At 46.4% G+C, this 17,851-nt stretch carries 18 protein-coding genes; 13 read left to right on the top strand and 5 right to left on the bottom strand.

Annotated features, from left to right (window positions below):
• Positions 1–162 precede the first annotated feature (162 nt).
• Positions 163–807 (top strand): TlpA family protein disulfide reductase, encoded by a 645-nt coding sequence (locus tag NLX73_RS08780; RefSeq protein ID WP_254325913.1) that lies wholly within the window; start codon positions 163–165, stop codon positions 805–807.
• A gap of 38 nt (positions 808–845) precedes the next feature.
• Here NLX73_RS08780 and cimA read toward each other — a convergent pair whose 3' ends face one another.
• Positions 846–2,462: a citramalate synthase gene (cimA, locus tag NLX73_RS08775; protein WP_254325912.1), complete on the bottom strand. Its 1,617-nt coding sequence runs from the start codon at positions 2,460–2,462 to the stop codon at positions 846–848.
• Positions 2,463–2,754: 292 nt separating this feature from the next.
• On the opposite strand from cimA, the gene NLX73_RS08770 reads away from it, so the two are divergent.
• From NLX73_RS08770 to NLX73_RS08760, 3 genes are all read left to right on the top strand, one after another.
• Positions 2,755–4,035, top strand: a complete 1,281-nt coding sequence (locus NLX73_RS08770) for a DNA polymerase IV (protein ID WP_023988030.1) — start codon at positions 2,755–2,757, stop codon at positions 4,033–4,035.
• 161 nt (positions 4,036–4,196) lie between these two features.
• The gene (locus tag NLX73_RS08765) at positions 4,197–4,439 is read left to right on the top strand and encodes a ferredoxin (RefSeq protein ID WP_013309730.1); all 243 of its coding nucleotides are present in this window, start codon (positions 4,197–4,199) and stop codon (positions 4,437–4,439) included.
• 267 nt (positions 4,440–4,706) lie between these two features.
• A complete protein-coding gene (locus NLX73_RS08760) occupies positions 4,707–6,131 on the top strand; it encodes a L,D-transpeptidase (RefSeq protein WP_254325911.1) in 1,425 nt (474 codons plus the stop codon).
• Between the two features lie 27 nt (positions 6,132–6,158).
• Here NLX73_RS08760 and NLX73_RS08755 read toward each other — a convergent pair whose 3' ends face one another.
• Positions 6,159–6,305 carry a hypothetical protein gene (locus NLX73_RS08755; protein ID WP_023988033.1) on the bottom strand — a complete coding sequence of 49 codons (147 nt, stop codon included), beginning with the start codon at positions 6,303–6,305 and terminating at the stop codon, positions 6,159–6,161.
• A 217-nt stretch (positions 6,306–6,522) separates the two neighbouring features.
• On the opposite strand from NLX73_RS08755, the gene NLX73_RS08750 reads away from it, so the two are divergent.
• From NLX73_RS08750 to NLX73_RS08740, 3 genes are read left to right on the top strand one after another with little or no spacing between them, the layout of a single operon-like run.
• Complete coding sequence (locus NLX73_RS08750) at positions 6,523–7,617, top strand: quinone-dependent dihydroorotate dehydrogenase (RefSeq protein WP_061828594.1); 1,095 nt, start codon at positions 6,523–6,525, stop codon at positions 7,615–7,617.
• 34 nt (positions 7,618–7,651) lie between these two features.
• Complete coding sequence (gene yjbM / locus NLX73_RS08745) at positions 7,652–8,464, top strand: GTP diphosphokinase (RefSeq protein ID WP_023988035.1); 813 nt, start codon at positions 7,652–7,654, stop codon at positions 8,462–8,464.
• The gene (locus NLX73_RS08740; protein ID WP_254325910.1) at positions 8,465–9,034 is read left to right on the top strand and encodes a DUF309 domain-containing protein; all 570 of its coding nucleotides are present in this window, start codon (positions 8,465–8,467) and stop codon (positions 9,032–9,034) included. It abuts the gene before it with no gap.
• Between the two features lie 84 nt (positions 9,035–9,118).
• On the opposite strand, the gene NLX73_RS08735 is transcribed toward NLX73_RS08740, so the two are convergent.
• Positions 9,119–9,646, bottom strand: coding sequence for a thioredoxin family protein (locus NLX73_RS08735; protein ID WP_013309735.1), 528 nt, complete (start codon positions 9,644–9,646; stop codon positions 9,119–9,121).
• A gap of 163 nt (positions 9,647–9,809) precedes the next feature.
• On the opposite strand from NLX73_RS08735, the gene NLX73_RS08730 reads away from it, so the two are divergent.
• Together NLX73_RS08730 and NLX73_RS08725 are read left to right on the top strand one after the other, a co-directional pair.
• Positions 9,810–11,474 (top strand): RsmB/NOP family class I SAM-dependent RNA methyltransferase, encoded by a 1,665-nt coding sequence (locus NLX73_RS08730; protein ID WP_254325909.1) that lies wholly within the window; start codon positions 9,810–9,812, stop codon positions 11,472–11,474.
• Entirely contained in the window at positions 11,471–12,253 is a 783-nt protein-coding gene (locus NLX73_RS08725) for a pseudouridine synthase (RefSeq protein ID WP_250261790.1), read from the top strand. The genes NLX73_RS08730 and NLX73_RS08725 overlap by 4 nt, the downstream gene beginning before the upstream one ends.
• Before the next feature lie 124 nt (positions 12,254–12,377).
• On the opposite strand, the gene NLX73_RS08720 is transcribed toward NLX73_RS08725, so the two are convergent.
• Entirely contained in the window at positions 12,378–13,559 is a 1,182-nt protein-coding gene (locus NLX73_RS08720; RefSeq protein WP_254325908.1) for a GGDEF domain-containing protein, read from the bottom strand.
• Between the two features lie 206 nt (positions 13,560–13,765).
• Between NLX73_RS08720 and NLX73_RS08715 the strand changes: the two genes are divergently transcribed.
• Positions 13,766–14,890, top strand: coding sequence for a glycosyltransferase family 4 protein (locus NLX73_RS08715; RefSeq protein WP_235308040.1), 1,125 nt, complete (start codon positions 13,766–13,768; stop codon positions 14,888–14,890).
• Here the strand turns inward: NLX73_RS08715 and NLX73_RS08710 are convergent.
• The gene (locus NLX73_RS08710; RefSeq protein WP_254325907.1) at positions 14,887–15,993 is read right to left on the bottom strand and encodes a YkvI family membrane protein; all 1,107 of its coding nucleotides are present in this window, start codon (positions 15,991–15,993) and stop codon (positions 14,887–14,889) included. The genes NLX73_RS08715 and NLX73_RS08710 overlap by 4 nt on opposite strands.
• A gap of 140 nt (positions 15,994–16,133) precedes the next feature.
• Here NLX73_RS08710 and NLX73_RS08705 point away from each other — a divergent pair, with 140 nt between their 5' ends.
• From NLX73_RS08705 to NLX73_RS08695, 3 genes are all read left to right on the top strand, one after another.
• A complete protein-coding gene (locus tag NLX73_RS08705) occupies positions 16,134–16,739 on the top strand; it encodes a DedA family protein (protein WP_254325906.1) in 606 nt (201 codons plus the stop codon).
• A gap of 84 nt (positions 16,740–16,823) precedes the next feature.
• On the top strand, positions 16,824–17,396 hold the full coding sequence (locus tag NLX73_RS08700; RefSeq protein ID WP_013309742.1) for a xanthine phosphoribosyltransferase: 573 nt from the start codon (positions 16,824–16,826) through the stop codon (positions 17,394–17,396).
• Between the two features lie 101 nt (positions 17,397–17,497).
• A complete protein-coding gene (locus NLX73_RS08695) occupies positions 17,498–17,842 on the top strand; it encodes a hypothetical protein (RefSeq protein WP_007429850.1) in 345 nt (114 codons plus the stop codon).
• Positions 17,843–17,851: the final 9 nt, after the last annotated feature.

Here is a 17,851-nt window from a genome sequence, read left to right as displayed (position 1 = left end):
AGGCATAGCATTCATATACACATAAAACAGCAAGTTCGCGATTTCGTGGGTTTGCTGTTTTTTCTGCGTCCTGTTTAGATTTAGAAGGTTAGAGGTGGGAACAGTATGGGCATCCTATGGAGAAGGTAAGGGTCATTTAGACGAAAGACAGGTGATAAGACTGTGAATAGATTTCTTTTCATCAGAGCGATGGTTATGCTGGTTGTGGTTGGGGCTTCGTGGGGAGTTATTGAAAACACAACTTATGCAGCAAACCTGTCCATGGAAAATGCACCATTAAAAGAGGAATACGGTAGAGAAAGACTTAAAGCTGAGAAAGAGGTAGAGGATGAAACAGATGCGGTAGAGGTAATGAAAAAGATAAAGCCTGGTCAACGGCTTCCTTCTATGATTTTAAAGGGGTTAAACGGCAAGACTTACGATGTAGGGGCCACGCGCAATAAAGCTTTGGTTATTAGCTTTTGGGCTTCGTGGTGCGATCCGTGCCGATTAGAAGCGCCTATGCTGAATGAGTTGTATAGTAAGTACAAAGATGATGTGGATGTGTATGGTATCAATGTAACTCGCTATGATCGATTGGAGGATGTACAGAAGTTTTCCCGCTCTTTGGATCTCAAATTTCCCATTTTACTTGATGAGCAAGGAGCATTGTTTGAACGATTTGGAGGGGTGGCTTTTCCAACTCATGTAATGGTTGATCATCATGGACAGGTCCGCGAAATCATAATCGGCATGCTCAGTGAGCAGGAGTTGGAACGCAAAATAGAAACTCTTGAAAAAAAGAAGGTGTCTTTGGGAGCCGAGTAGACCCCAAAGACACCTTAAAAGCTCATGCGAACACCTGATTAGTGATTAACTAATCCATGATGAGTAAGCTCTGCCTGATCGTTTTTTGGAGTCGGTGCTTCCAATAATGCGTAACGGAAACTGTCCAAGAGAGCTTCCCAGCTGGCTTCAATTACATTTTCGGATACGCCTACGTTACTCCAGACGTCCTCATAATTTTTAGACTCAATGAGCACACGTACCTTGGCGGCGGTGGCATCCTTTTCGTCAAGCACACGTACCTTGTAGTCAGCCAAATGCATGTCCCGCAAGGCAGGGAAATATTGAGAAAGAGCCTTGCGGAGTGCGTTATCGAGCGCGTTGACAGGACCGTTGCCTTCAGCTGCGGTATAGACACTCGTCCCTGCGACATTTAGTTTCAAAAATGCCTCGGATACGACCGGGCGGCCGGCTGTTTTCTCTACCAGCACTTTGAAGGACTCAAAAGAGAACATTTCCTTCACTTCACCACCTGCTTCACGAATGAGCAGTTCCAACGAAGCATCCGCGCCTTCAAACTGGTATCCCTGATGCTCCAGTTCCTTGATGCGGCTAATTACGCCACGTGCCTCATCACTAGATGGGTCAAGGGTGATGCCCAGCTCTTGCGCTTTGGATACCACGTTGCTTTGCCCGGCCAGTTCGGAGACCAAGACCCGTTGCTTGTTCCCCACGAGTTCAGGAGCGATGTGCTCATAAGTTCGCGAGTCGCGCAGAATGGCTGACACGTGGATGCCCCCCTTATGGGCAAAAGCTGCATTGCCTACATAAGGCTGGTTCACAGGCATATTGACGTTGGCGACTTCGCTCACAAAGCGGGCTGTATTGTGGAGTTGATTTAACTTCTCAGTATCTAGACAGTCGTAGCCCAGCTTGAGCTGCAAATTAGGAATGACGGAGCACAGGTTAGCGTTACCACACCGTTCACCGTAGCCGTTGATGGTACCCTGAACCTGCCTTGCGCCTGCTTGTACAGCACTTAGAGAGTTCGCTACTGCCAATTCGCAGTCATTGTGTGTATGAATACCCAATTGCGACCTCGTTATTTGGCTTTGCAGCATAGTGACAATTTCCTGAATCTCATGCGGTAGGGTACCGCCGTTTGTATCGCACATCACGAGCCAATCCGCGCCTGCTTCTTCTGCTTTTTTCATAACGGCCATTGCATACTCGGGATTGTTTTTATATCCGTCAAAAAAATGTTCGGCATCAAAAATAACCTCCATGCCCCCTTGCTTTAAAAAGGTGATGGAGTCGTAAATCATAGACAGATTTTCCTCCAGTGTCGTCTGTAGGGCGGTGTGTACATGAAAATCCCATGATTTACCCACAAGTGTAGCAGCATGAGCGCCGGATTCCAGAATTCGTTGTAGATTGACATCCTGTGCTGCGATGCTATCTTTGCGGCGCGTGCTGCCGAAGGCGACAATCTTTGCCTGAAGGCCTAGCTCTTGTACCCGTTTGAAAAATTCGATATCCTTGCTGTTGCTTCCGGGAATCCCGCCTTCAATATAATGAACACCGAGATCATCGAGTTTTTTGGCGATTTTCAATTTGTCATCAGCAGACAAGCTAATTCCTTCTCCTTGAGTGCCGTCTCGCAGCGTTGTGTCAAAGATAGAAATAGCGGTGGACATGAGGGACTCCTCCTTTGCGGATTGCTCAGATTGATGATGCTCTGCTTTTTTAAGCAATTAATTTAGTTGTTTAACGCTTAAAAACAGGAAAGCGTTAGTTTGTCGTGTTCGTATGTTAGTCGATTATATCAACTTATGACTTCAATTGTAATATATAATTATCATTTTTAGCCGCAAAACCTTTATTTTTTATGTAAAATAGAAATAGCATTTAAGGGTATTTCAAGTATAAAATCAAAACACATATTCCCGCGATGACGGGTGAATTTACAGTTAAAAAGAAGGGTTGAGCATGAAAGATGTCAGTGCTTATTATCCGGCTGGTGGACGAGTTATTCTGCATGTGGATATGAATGCATTTTATTGTTCCGTTCATGCAGCGGAGGAGCCGGAGAAATATAAGGGACTGCCTACCGCGGTGGCAGGCAGTAGTGAGCTGCGCAAAGGTGTAATTGTAACCTGCTCTTATGAAGCTCGACGATTGGGCATTTCAACAGGGATGGTCGTTCAGCAGGCTCGTCGGATCTGTCCGCAGCTCATCGTAATACAGCCTGATTTTCACTTGTATCGTCGTTATTCCAAGGCATTTATGAGTATTGCCTATTCATATACGCCTATGCTGGAAGCAACTTCAATTGATGAGTGCTATCTGGATATTTCTGGCTCCAAACAGTTTGGAACACCTATGGAAATTGCTGAGGAAATCCAGCGCAGAGTAGAGGACGAACTGGGTCTGCCCTGTTCAATTGGAGTTGCTCCCAACAAGTTGCTGGCCAAAATGGCCTCTGATCTGAAAAAACCACGCGGGATATCTATTCTACGTTTGCGTGATGTACCCAACATTTTGTGGAACCTTCCTTGTGGTCAATTGTTTGGTGTAGGCCGCAAAACGGCAGATAAGCTTCTACAAATGAACATTCGCACCATTGGACAACTAGCTAAGGCTGATGAGCATATGCTGGTTGGCGTATTTGGTGTGACGGGTTCGTGGTTAAAATTGGCCGCTAATGGGATTAACCATTCTCCAGTCAGCACTGAACGGGAGCCAAACAAGTCCATTGGTCACACGACTACCCTGCCTATGGATGTGGTAAAGCTGGAAGAAGCCCAACGGGTACTTCTTAACATTAGTGATCAGGTAGCCCGGCGGCTTCGACGACACGGTATGCTGGCAGGTGGTATACAATTGACGATTCGGACGCCGGATATGAAGACCTTTACGCGTTCTCAAGTCAGGAGCACTCCTACGGAAAGTGCAGAGGACATATATAAGGAAGCTTGTGCGTTGTATCGTCGCCATTGGGGAGAAGATAAGCCTGTGCGCTTGCTGGGGATTACGCTACAGCAGCTCATTCCAAAGGAGGAAGCGGCCGTTCAAATGGATCTATTTGAATACCAGGATCAGCCTAAGAAGGAAAGCTTATTGAAGACGATGGATGCACTGCGCGATAAGTTTGGTGAAAATGCAATTTTGACCGCTGGGATGCTGGGAGATGATCCTTCGGTACTTCTTCGCAACTCCAAGTTGCGCGGAACTTCGCTGCAAAAAGACAATCTACCAACTCCGGAGTGAACTTCTGGGTGATTTATTGCAAACATCAGAAGCTTACGTTATAAGTGTTTTTTGCATGAAGGATAAAGGAAAATAATTTGTAATAATATTGGGTTTGTATTAATATGTGAATAGAATGCAAAAGCTGGTTTGTTTGACTGTATAGGAGGAAGAGAAAAGTTATGGCTAAATACACTTGGGTAGAAAAAGATACATGCATTGCTTGCGGAGCGTGTGGCGCTACAGCACCAGACATTTATGATTATGATGATGAAGGTTTGGCAGAAGTGATCTTTGAAGGGGATGCAAACCAAGGCATTAAGGCGATCTCAGAAGATTTGTTTGATGATATGCAGGATGCTTGTGACGGTTGCCCTACAGATTCCATCAAAGTAGCAGACGAGCCGTTCAATAAAGAAGGTTAAGCGTAGGCTTCTTCGATAGGCACAGCACTGACAGCTCCCTTCGCCGTATAACGGTGAAAGTAAGCTGTTGGTGCTGTTTTTTTTAGATTATAGAATGGTTCAGCGGAGCTGAACTATCCTATAATCGCAAGAAAAACTTCTGCCAAGCGCGGTCTGGCTTCCGTGAGAGTACGTCGATAGACGTTTTTTTATGTGCTGTCCATCGAGTCTATTTTTGCCGATATACATAATAGGAAGTATGCAAGATTACACGATCAGGAGGATCCGATGAACCATTCGCCTCATCTTAAATCGTATGTAAAAAAACACCCTGATAATAAAATGGCTTGGTATTTACTCGGCAAAGAGTATGAGAGCAGCGGTCAGGAGGGCAAAGCAAATTATTGCTTTAATCGCGCAGGAGAAGTGTTCGAAGCCTTCGAGCATAAACAGATTCCGGCAGACGTATGGATGGAATATCAGGATAAACTGGTTCAGATGTCCAAGGAGAAGGAGCGAAGGACGGCTCGAACACGCCACCTGTTAACTGCGTTAATGGTACTACTGCTCATATGGGTTCCTTCAGCCAATTCACCGAGACCTTCAAATGAAAATGCATCTGTTCCATCTGGAACTGAGCAGGCAGCAATTGATAATATTGAAGTTACGAAAGTGGCCACTGCTGATCCGAAGGAGATGGCCCAGATCGGTGTGGTTGGTGGTGTGTTTACGGCTCAAGCTCGAAAAGGGAGTGGAGCTGGAACGGGGCTTACTGATTTGTTGGCTAAGACTAGCCGACTGCCGTCCAAGACTACAGTGTTGGGTATGGAGCAAGGGGGCTCATGGCTGCTCTGGAGAGAGGGTATGAAGCCCTTACTTAGTGTACAGAACAAAGGAAACGGTGGATTAGCTGTTCAGTCTTACGACGCCGCTGCGTGTGCTTGCAAGCCGTCAGACAGTGAAAATCTTCGTAAAGCAGGTCTTAAATGGGCTGCTGGACAGGAGGAATTAGCTGTGTTGAATAGCTCCATGCGTGCTTTTCGCTCACAGCATCAACGTCTTCCCCAGAGTCTTGATGAACTGACTCGAGACTTTCCCGCTAACACGATGTACGGTACGACAGACGGGATGAAGAAGGCTTTTACACCTATGCGTAATTTACTTGTTTCACCAGGACAGGGAACAGGGAAGGCAGTAGATTTAGACGCTGACTCGTCGGCCGAAAGCAGTCCATTACTGGCATCGTCATTGCACGGACGACCTTTTCTGGGGCAACCGTTGCGAATTGTGGTGGACAAATCCAAGCACAGGCTCGCACTGGTGAGTGGGAATGTACTTATTCGAAATTATCCTATCGGTTTGGGCGGAGAGAGAACACCAGAAGGGAAGTTTGTGATTACCGATAAAGTAGTAAATCCGAACGGCAAATCCAACGGTGAGTTTGGCAGCCGTGGAATGCAACTGTCTACAACGAATTATGCCATTCATGGCACGAACGAGCCGGACAGCATTGGCAAAAATGAGTCGTTGGGTTGCGTCCGAATGGGTAAAGAGGATGTGGAGGAATTGTTTGCACTCGTACCTTCGGGTACGGAGGTAGTTATTGGTAACGGTGGATTGCCTGATCAAGTGCTTGTGCCTGGTTCTCGATTTACAAGTGAGCCGCAGCATGACCAGACGAATCCCCGCAAAACCTATCACTGGCTAAATTAACGTTTTGATGCTATTGCTACTTGGTGTTTAACGATTTCCTGCTTGTGCTAAAACAATGACCAGAATAATCACAATGATGAGGAGAACAAAGCTGACGGCGGTCCATACAATCGCTTTCTTGTTCACCTCATCTTTTTTCTTTTGCAGACTGGGCGGCTTGCGCTTGGTCTTCATATCAGCAATCCCTCTTTTCTAACGGGCTAAGGTCTTGTCTTACTATGTCCATTGTAAATGGTTTGATTATACATTTTCAATGACATCTCCATGACAACTGAATTGTTCTGGAGCTACACCTCGCAAATTACTTTCTTTTTGGTATGGAAAAAGCTAAACTATTTTGTAGAGATGTTTTTTAGGATTGTGCAAGGGCATAGAACGGAGTGGATGAATCGTGTTGTATCGAAGGATTGCGAAACCTGTTTTTTTTAAAATGAGTCCAGAGACGGCCCATCATGTAGTCATTGACGGCTTAAAACATGCGGGCTCATTCCCTGGTGGAGCAGCGACACTGCGAGGGATGTACGGAGTCAAGGAAACGGAGGATCTTGCTGTTGATCTGTTTGGCATTCATTTTCCCAACCCGATTGGACTGGCTGCAGGACTGGATAAAAATGCAGAAGCGGTTACTGGTTTTTCTTCCATCGGGTTTGGATTTATGGAAGTGGGGACGGTGACACCTGTGGGACAGCCCGGCAATGATCGGCCCCGGTTGTTCCGACTGCCTCCCGATGAGGCGTTAGTCAATCGGATGGGCTTTAACAATCTGGGTGCTGAGAGCATGGCCAAACGTCTGGCTGCACTCAAACATCGACCTGTTCCGGTCGCAGTTAATATCGGCAAAAATAAAATCACGCCCAATGAGGATGCTCATAAGGACTATGAAAAGTGTATTTCCGCACTGTATCCGTATGCGGACTTCTTTGTAGTGAATATTAGCTCGCCGAATACGCCGGATTTACGAAAGCTCCAGCATGGTAATGAACTGAAGTCGCTATTGGAAGCGGTTCGGGCAGAGATGGGAGTTCAGGCGAAAAAGTATGGCAATGCCAAGTCTGTACTGGTTAAAATTGCGCCAGATGTATCGGATGAGGAATTGGAATATATGACAGATGCGATTGCTGCCAGTGGAGTAGACGGCATTATTGCGACCAATACAACAATATCCAGAGCTGGTCTGACGCACCGAAATGCGAGTGAAACAGGAGGGCTGAGTGGTAAGCCGCTGCGTGACCGTTCCACAGAGGTCATCGGACGGGTGTACCGCCAGACGGAAGGTAAGCTGCCTATTATCGGATCAGGCGGCATCTTCACGAGTCGTGATGCTTATGACAAAATTAAAGCAGGCGCAAGCCTGATTGAAATTTATACAGCATTGATCTACGAAGGGCCGGAAGTAAATAGGGCTATACATGCTGGCCTGCGTGAGCTGCTTCGAAAGGACGGCTTTAGACACATTACCGAGGCTGTTGGTGCAGATCACAGATAAAAAAGTGTTGTCGGAAGAGACAGGAGGTACGGGGATGGACGGAAGAGACTGGGGAACATTTTTACTGCCATACGATCAGGCGGTGGAAGAGCTTAAGGTCAAGTTCAAAACAATGCGTGCGGAGCTGAAAAAGCGCGAGGAATACGCTCCTATCGAATTCGTAACCGGACGGGTTAAAAAAATATCAAGCATCCTCGATAAGGCAAAGAGATTACAGGTTCCTTCTGATCAGCTGGAGACGGGAATTGAGGATATTGCAGGCATTCGCATTATGTGTCAATTTGTAGAGGATATTCGGCGGGTGGCCGAATATATCAGAAGACGTAAGGATTTGACCGTACTGTATGAAAAGGACTATATCACCAATTATAAAGACAGCGGCTATCGCAGCTTTCATATGATTGTGGAGTATCCGGTTCAAACAGCAGTGGGGCTGAAAATTGTGCTGGCAGAAATTCAAATCCGTACTTTGGCTATGAATTTTTGGGCAACCATAGAGCATTCTCTTAGCTATAAGTATCGTGAAAGCTTGCCTGATAATATGCGCACACGATTGAAAAAGGCAGCTGAGGCAGCCTTTGTATTGGATAATGAGATGTCTTCTATGCGTCTTGAAATATTGGAAGCGCAGAAAAAGTTCGAGGATGAAGCCAATATCGTTTCTAAAGTGCTAACAGGTATGCACCGGCTGTATTTCTACCATAAGATCAGTGAAACGATTGATGCACAGCGCAGATTTAATGAACTGTGGGAACGGCACGACATGGAAGGAATCAAGCTGCTTCACGATGAGGTCAAAGAGATGCTAGAAGCCTCTACCAAGGAAGAAGACAGGGATGAGTATTAAATGGAAAATATTTCCTACGAACCGCTGTACGTGACTTATTTGGTATACTTCAATCGGGATCGGGATTACTTTGAATGTCATGAGGTACTGGAAGAGCTGTGGCTTAAGCTGGACCGTGACCCTGTATATAAAGGTTTGCTGCAAGTTGCTGTAGGACTGTATCATTTCCGGAATGGTAACTATCGTGGTGGACATATGATGCTGAATAGTGCGGTCCACAGGTTGGAGCATGCTCCTTCGCAGGCGCTGGGCATTAATATGGCGAAGCTGGTGGACGAGGCGCGCGTTTGCGCCCGTCAGCTTGCTGAAGCAGTTATGACCGGTACGGAAGAGCTTCAGCACCAACCGCCGGTTTATCGGGATTTGACGATAGAAATCGTCGAGCCCGGGCTGCGCCGGGCCGTGGAGAAGGCATCGTCGTCCATTCCAGTCAACATCCCGCAGCAGAGAGGTCCTCGGCGTGGGGAAAAGCATGAGCAGCGTCAGCAGGCGCTGGCAGCTTCAATTAGGCGAAGACAGGCAGCTGGCGGCTCAGGCTCTGTCTCGGCGGAAACGAAGGATGTGCCTTGAGTTTGAAGCGCATGATAAGCAAGCAGCCCGATCCGTTTCATGAGGATCGGGCTGCTTTATCGTTGCAGGTGTGTGAACGTTTGACTAGGAGGTTACGTTCTTTTTATATTTCTCAAAGAAGGCTTTGAAATCGTCGAGTGTGTACCCATTGTCCGAAGGACTTTCCTTCAACCCGCCTACCATACGTTCCTTTTCCACGCCTTTTTCGTAATAAATGAGCGTAGGGGTATACTCAATCTTGTACTTGTCCCAGCCATCCTCATACTCACGCAGGTTAAATTCGTGCATCGTAATGTTCTCCTGCTTGCTTAAAGGCAAGAGCTTAGGAGTAGTGGCGCGGCAATGCACACAGTCGGACGCGAAATGATAGACGAAGAAGTTTTCCTTTTTGTCAATTTTACTCTGTAGATCTTCCGGCTTAATAATTTGCTGATAGTTCGGGTCATTTAACAGCTCTTGAGTAGCAGGATTTAACGAGGCTGTGGAAACGCCATACAGCTTGTTTTTAGTGCCTGAATTTAAAGCGAGCAGCACTCCAAGCAAAATGACCAGCACAACAAAAAAGCCGATGACAGGTATAAGCTTTTTTTTGTTGGATTTTTGTGCGTTCAATGCAATCTCTCCTATCAAAATTCAAAATATGTAGCTATGAATCTCATTATTATACAACATTACAGATTGTAGTGAAAGTTCGTAAATCACACCGATATTGCAGGATAACAGGTTGAATATGGTACAATAAAATTTATTTTAAAAGGACAGGATGATTACGATTATGGGTGTACAGCTCCCCACAGCATTTGTAAAGCGCATGGAGCAACTGCTCGGCGACGAATTTGAAGCATTTATGACCGCCTATGACCACACGCCCCATGCCGGGATTCGCGTCAATACGTTAAAAATTCCGGTGGAGGACTTTAAGGAACGTTCTCCGTTCGAACTGCGGCCAATTCCATGGTGTGCCACGGGTTTTTACATTCCGCACGGTACGAAGCCGGGGTTACATCCTTACTACCATGCGGGACTGTACTATATACAGGAACCGAGTGCAATGTCACCGGTTGAACTGCTCAATGTAGCTCAAGATGAAGCTGTATTGGACTTGTGCGCCGCACCGGGCGGGAAATCGACTCAAATAGCTGCCAAACTACAAGGAAGCGGCGTATTGGTGACCAATGATATTAGCGCGGACCGAACCAAAGCGTTGGCTAAAAATGTGGAATTGTACGGTGTGCGTAATGCCGTGGTACTGAATGAAAGCCCGGATCGAATCGCCGATGCCTTTCCTCATTTTTTTGACAAGATACTAATTGACGCACCTTGCTCGGGAGAAGGTATGTTCCGCAAAGATGAGGATATGGCAAAACAATGGGAAACGCATTCGGTGGATAAATGTGTAGTCATGCAACGGGACATTTTGCGTGTAGCGGCCTCGATGCTGAGCACAGGAGGGAGAATTGTCTATTCGACCTGCACCTTTGCGCCAGAAGAAAATGAAGGAATGATCGCAGAATTTCTGGAGGCTCATCCCGATTTTGACGTAGTCTCTGTTCCATCGGAAGCAGGTTTTGCACCAGGCCACCCGGAATGGATGAGTGAAGAGGTCGCGGCATCACATCCCGAACTGCGGGGAACAGCACGCCTTTGGCCGCATCTCGTAGAGGGAGAAGGCCATTTTATCGCTGTGTTGCAACACCAAGGTGGTCGTGTCACTGGAACTGAAGATCACACTGAATCCGGGGATTTGACTCCATTTGAGGGCAAGAATGACAGGGCATTGAACATAGATGCAGCGTATCCACGGAAAAAGCAGTTTTTGTCCGTCAAGGAAGCACTGACGCCAAGCGGTCAAGGAAGACATGCGACTGGTGAGCCTAAACGAAGTGGAAAAGGAATGGGCGGGAAGTCCGGTAAAGGAAAGTCCGCGCGCGGCTTGGGTGGCAATAAGTCTCGTTCTGGCAAAGAGAATGTAAAATCCGCTGCACGCTCCCCACAAGATGTGCTGGAGTCCTATCACCGATTTGTGAAGGATCAGCTTGAGGTGTCCTTTACAGGCTATACGGTGGTCTATGGAGATCGTATTTATCAGTCGCCATTGGCATCCCATCGTTTGGACGGCCTCAAGGTGGTGCGACCAGGCTGGTTTATGGGTACCGACAAGAATGGTCGCTTTGTGCCTTCACACCCGCTGGCGGTGGCATTACGCCCTTCAGAGGCGGCTAGAAGCATCAATCTCTCCAGTTCAGATGCTGAGGCCATCCGGTATTTAAAAGGGGAGACCTTGTCCATCCCCGTTGAGAGAATGGCACTGCGGAACGAAGTCCAGCCCAAAGGCTATACTCTCGTGTGCATTGATGGTTATTCGGCTGGGTGGGGCAAATGGCAGGACGGCATGCTCAAAAATGAATACCCTACAGGTTGGAGGTGGACATCGGTATGAGTGGAAAAGGGAGACAAACGCAACGTTTGGATAAAGTTTTGAGCCATATGGGATATGGCTCCCGTAGTGATATCAAGCGACAGGTGAAGCAAGGGATGATCACGGTAAACGGGAGGATCACCAAGGATAGCGGCTTACAGGTTCATCCATACCAGGATCAGATTGAAGTGAACGGGGAACGTGTTGTTTTTCGGGAGTATATTTACATCATGCTGCACAAGCCACCGGGCGTTATATCTGCAACTGAAGATACGAGGGAGCGGACGGTACTGGATTTACTGAGCGCGGAGGAACGACACTTTGAGCCTTTTCCAGTAGGACGCTTAGACAAAGATACAGAAGGGCTATTGTTGTTGACCAACGATGGTAAGCTAGCGCACGAACTACTTTCTCCACGGCGGCATGTCCCTAAAACATATGAGGCTACCGTATCGGGTCATGTCACGGAGGAGGACATTCATCAATTTACAGCAGGAGTGGAACTGGATGATGGGTATGTTACCCTTCCTGCACAGTTGACCATTCTTCGCCATGAACATCCGCACCAGGCAGATGGGGAAGTCATTTCTTATATTTCACTTGTAATCCATGAGGGAAAATTTCATCAAGTGAAGCGTATGTTCGAAGCGGTTGGTAAAAAGGTGACCTATTTAAAAAGAATAGCTATGGGCCCATTGAAGCTGGATGAACAGCTTCCACTGGGCAGCTATCGAGAGCTGACTAGTGAAGAACTGGCATGGATCGGCCGGGATATAGCATCTGCAACGTCAGAAGTTTGATGAGCAGATTAAATATAAATGACGCACAGGCTCTTATGAGATTCCTGTGCGTCATTTTATGATATAGACAACCAGCAGAGAATTATTCAAACTCAACGTTAAACACTGAATCGCAGTTTACGAATTATTGTGCGCGTGCTGCCCGACTCTTTTTCACTTCGGCTGCTGTATAAGCTGTAACCTTGTTTTTACCTGTCGTTTTGGATATGTACATCGCTTGATCGGCCTGCTTGACCAGTTCATCCGGGTTCATTTCCTTCTTCACTGTACTGTGTCCGACACTGATGGTGACAATGCTTTCTTCCGCGACCCGCTCGCGGATACGTTCTGCGACATGTCCAACCTTGGCACGTCGATCCACAACCATTGCGACCAGTTCCTCGCCACCGTATCGTCCGGTCAGTCCGATTTCATCCAGTTCATCCTCCATAATCTGTGCCACCTGTTTAAGTACTTCATCCGCACGAGCATGGCCCTGCGTATCATTCAACTTTTTGAAATTGTCAATATCGCAAAAAATGACCGACACGCGGATTCCTTGATCCATATATCGCCGTAGTCTTCCCGAAAAATATTTACGGTTATATAGCCCTGTCAGGCCATCGGTGATGGAAGAACGGTAAATCCTTTGGAGCAGCTCCACAATCCGTTCAAACAGGATGAGGAATAACGTAGTGTAGTACAGCAATGGTAAAAATGACATATATAGGACTGTGTTTGATCTTCCAGCTTCTGCAGGGATGTCATTTCGCAGCCACAAATAGCCAAGCCAGAGCAAATACATGAATAAGCCCGCTACATACTTCTTTGGCTGTCCGATTCGTGGGGTGATGAACACAAGGCTCAGTATAAGTACCAGTACTCGATAAAACAGAGTGAACCCAACTAGTTTCGCTGCGCTGATCCAAGCGGGCAACAAACCTGCAGTCCAGGCAATAATCGGCAATATCAATAACGCACCCAGCAGCAGCAAGGTCCATGTCTGCGCACGTTTCAGCTTCCGGTAGAGTTGAAATACGGCGGCATTGATGAGCACGAAGGCAGACGCCTCCAGCACATTTTTCCACACGATTCCTTGGAGTTGCATCTTGCCTCCACCTGCTGAATAGAGATTCATGGCTTCATATGTCATAATAATAATAGCGGCAACCGAAAAAAGGATATAGGCTTTTTTTCGTTGTCTGCTATATATGATCACGCACATCAGTGCCATCATGAGTATAATATACAAACCGCAGGCTGCACTTACGGCCCCGGCCAGAGAGGGGAAACCCAAGGTTCCCGATAAGGACAACAACGTCAACATCACCGACTCCATTTGCAAAAATAGTCAATCTATTGAACGGTTGATATCGTTCCGATACAATAGACAGGATTTATCCTATTTAAAATGTTATAATTTTCTTTTGTGACTAACATTTATTCTCAATATATCATCTTTCAGAAAATCCGGAAACCTATACATACAATCTGTGATCCGGGCAGTTTAATGCTTGAAAGGGGAAGCACGTCATGAAATTGCTACAGGCTCTCTTTTTCCCACCCGAGCAACCGGGAGGCGTTTCATCCATGATTCCATATCTGCAAGAGCGATTTACATCCCCCCGTTGGGAAATGGAGCTATTTTCAATCCCTAAACGGATTCGTAACAAGGGTAGGGACGAAGTAACTTTTGATACCTTTGACTGGACGAGATATGAACAATATCCAATCGTTCAAAAATATATTCAGACGTACCGTGACTATTTGTGGTGGACCCGGCTTCGTATTCAGAAGCCCTATGACCTCATTCATGCCCATCATCCGATTGCCGGAATCGCTATGAAAACTGTTTTTCCTGACATTCCACTCGTACAGACGATTCACTCTTCCTATGAGAAGGAGTTAATTCTAAACGGGAAAATAGAGGAGAACGGGCCTGAACACCAATTCTTGGTGTCACTGTATGGGGAAATGGAGCAGAAGGCGGATCGCCTGATAGCGGTATCTCATTCTTTTCAGCATTACTTAACTCCTTACGTTCAGAATCCGCAAGACATTGCAGTCATTCCGAATGGATATGATGAGAAGCGCTTCAAACCCATTCCACACGAAAATGAAGTGACACAGCTCATAACCGTTTGTCGCCTTGTTCCGGCGAAAGGACTGGATATTTTATTGCGGGCCTGTGCTGAACTTAAAAAAAGAAATCTGGATTTTGTCCTTCATATTATTGGAGACGGCCCGGTTCGCCCTGAGCTGGAAGAGATGGCGCGACAGCTCGATATATACCATGAGACGATTTTTTATGGATATACCCTTCATCCAGAAGAGTTTATGCCTTTCTTTGATGTATTTGTCTTGCCTTCTCGGGCGGAGGCCTTTGGTTCGGTATTTGCGGAAGCAGCGTTAAGTTGTCTGGCATTGGTAGGTACAGAAGTGGGAGGAATACCGGAGCAGATTGAAGATGGGGTAAATGGTCTGCTCGTGCCACCCGACAATCCGAGGGCACTGGCAGACGCATTAGAAAAGGTCATTGCTGACCCTGCCTATCGTTATGAGCTGGCTAGATCTGCCTGCGATAAAGCTAAATCAAGCTATTCTTTAAGTCGGGCGGTTAACGAGTTGAAGAAAATGTATTTGAAATTTCCACATTAACCATGACGAGTACCACCTGGTTTGGAATCGGAATGCCGAAAGCTGGAGCGAGGACGTGAGGAACGGAAAGGTCTCCTGCGTCCTGCTAAGATCAGTTTACTAACCCACATCAGACTGAGCATTCCGAAAATAGGATAAAGGACAGATAACAGTGAACTGAAGCCGAACTGACTGATTAAAAAACAGGTGAGCATAATGAATAGTGTGATGAGCTTGGGCGAAATTTGGACATGCTGACGAATTTGCAGACTGACTCCATAAATGTCGGCTACAAAGGTACTGAAGATTTCCATGAAAATGAGTAGAATGTATATGATTTCGACAAAGGCACCCAGACGGTAAGCAATGCTTCCCATAGGGATTTCAAATTGCTGAATACCCGGCATATGTGCTGACATGGCAAAGTGTGCAGCCATTAGCATAAACCCGACACCAACTCCGCCCAAAACTCCGCCCCAGCGGATAGTTCTTCGGGAAAAGGTTTGGCTGCCAAGTGGTACAAGCACGGCTTGGGCCATAGTTAGGTTGAAGGACGTGTACAGCAGTGGAGAGAGCAAGGTTCGAAATGTACTGTGATCTGTCGTATTCGTAATAAAACTCTGAGGATTGGGCATGGAGAGCGTGCTGTGAACGAGCAGAAGAGACATGATGATCATCAGAGGGACAACCACGGTGTTCATGTGCAAGATGGCCTTAATGCCTTTACTTAGCAGCAAATAAGTACCAATCAGTGTAATAAGCAGTCCGGTTTGGTAATGCAGGTGAAGGTGCTCTACAAAAACAGAGCCGGCTCCTGCCAGCATGACGCTGTTTACGCCAATCAACACGATGAGTGTGAACCAGCTAATCCATTTCCCGGCATTGGCACCAAAAAGATGTTTGTTCAGGTCCTCGTAGGATTTGGCTGAAATATCATGAGCGATCAGCATCATTTTCGTACCCAACCATACAAATATGATTGTAGATAGCATAATAGTGAGTGTAGCCCAACGACCATACTGCGTAAAAAATTGCAGAATTTCTTGTCCGGTAGCAAATCCGGCACCGACGATTGTACCGATGTATGTAAAAGCAATTTGAAAAACATGAATATTACGTTTCATCCCCAGTCCCTCCTTGCCTGCTTGAATAACGCTGCAGCGAGCATATAATACAAACTATGTTCAACTGAAATAGGACATGACTGGATGAGACTGAAAATAATTAAAGTGAATTAATGAATAGCTTGACGGGAGCGTAATTTATGGGTCAAATCCTTGCATGGATACTGGAATACGGATATTTGGCAATGTTCGGCTTGCTTGCACTTGGAGTAGCGGGTATGCCGATACCCGACGAAGTGCTAATGATCGCCTTCGGCGGGCTCGTGTCTCAAGGGCACTACAACTTCATTGCTGCACTGGCAGTCACATTTTTCGGTAGTATGACGGGTATGATGCTTAGCTACACATTGGGGCGTCTGTTGGGCAAACCACTTTTGCATCGATACGGAAAATGGGTGAGGCTTACGCCTTCTAGGATTGCCTCTTCTGAAAATTGGTTTGGGCGCTATGGTACCTGGGGAATCCTGTTCGGATATTTTGTCCCCGGCTTGAGACATGTATCCTCATATCTGGCAGGTACAACCCGTTTAGGCGTTTTCCGCTATATCAGTTATGCATCAGCAGGAGCTTTGCTGTGGTGCGGTACATTTTTGGGGATTGGACATGCGGTGGGCATGCATTGGGAGCAGGTGGCGAAGCTAATGGAGAAGGTGACGCATCGGGTAGGGCTGATCGTTATTCTTTTAATCGTTGCGGGAGGAATCACCGCATGGTTCTGGAACAAGCGTAAAAAAAATGTCACATGACCGCATGGAAAGCAGCTATAGCTTGAAAGCGGCGGGTGAAGTATGGTACTTTTACCGCATAGGATTGCCGTGGGAGGTCATGTAATGGAAGTATTAAAGAAACGAATTTTAAATGAAGGCGTGATTGCATCAGATCAGGTGCTGAAGCTGGATGGTTTGCTTAATCACCAGGTTGATCCAGAACTGACAATGGCAATGGGACGAGAGTTCGCAGCACGTTTCCGAGAAGAGAAGATTACCAGAGTAGTGACCGTGGAGTCCTCAGGCATTGCCATCGGGTTTGCGACAGCATTGGAATTGGGTGTACCGTTGGTATTTGCTCGTCGTAAAAAGACCCTATTAGCTGATCCAGACGCACTGTGTGAACGCGTACCTTCGTTTACAAAAGGTATTGTTACGGATATTATGCTGTCTCGTCAATTTATTCACGAAGATGACCGTGTTCTGTTCATTGATGATATTATTGCTAATGGTGATGCGGCGCGAGGTATGGTTAAAATCATTCAACGCTCCGGAGCAGAGTTGGTTGGATTTGGTGTCGCGGTGGAAAAAAGCTTTCAGGCCGGAGCGAGAACCATCCGTGAGCAGGGTATTCGTGTAGAGTCATTGGTCAAAATTTCGTCGTTAGCTGACGGCAAGATTGAGTTTGCTGAATAGTAACAATTCAAAACTCCTGATCCTTATTTCTAATAATAACCTTTGCATGAGCTTCAATTTCGCTTATAATATAGATAAGGTTTTGGAGAGGAGGCAGCAACATGGGGAAAGAACAATTGACCGAACAGTTTTTTCTGGAAAAACTGGCAGCGGCTAAAGTACACTTTGAGCGTGCCTTGGATTGTAAGCATACGGAATTCGACGATTTGTATCCCTATATGATTGAACATCCTCAGTTTTTTTGGTATAAACGCTATGTGGCCTGGTCTGAGTTGTTGACGTTGGTTAACCTATGCGAAGAATTGTCCTTCTCTTGGAAAGAAGAATTTACTGCTCACCAAGTGGAGTATGTAGATCAGCGAGTGTTGTCTGCACAAGTGCTGGACTTCTGGTATGAGAAGAACGATACAAAAGAACATGATCACAGTGTGAATCAGTCGGGATAATTTGTCGCT

The organism is Paenibacillus sp. CH40, assembly GCF_024213605.1.
GTDB lineage: Bacteria > Bacillota > Bacilli > Paenibacillales > Paenibacillaceae > Paenibacillus > Paenibacillus polymyxa_B.
This window is presented reverse-complemented; position numbering and strand designations above follow the sequence as displayed.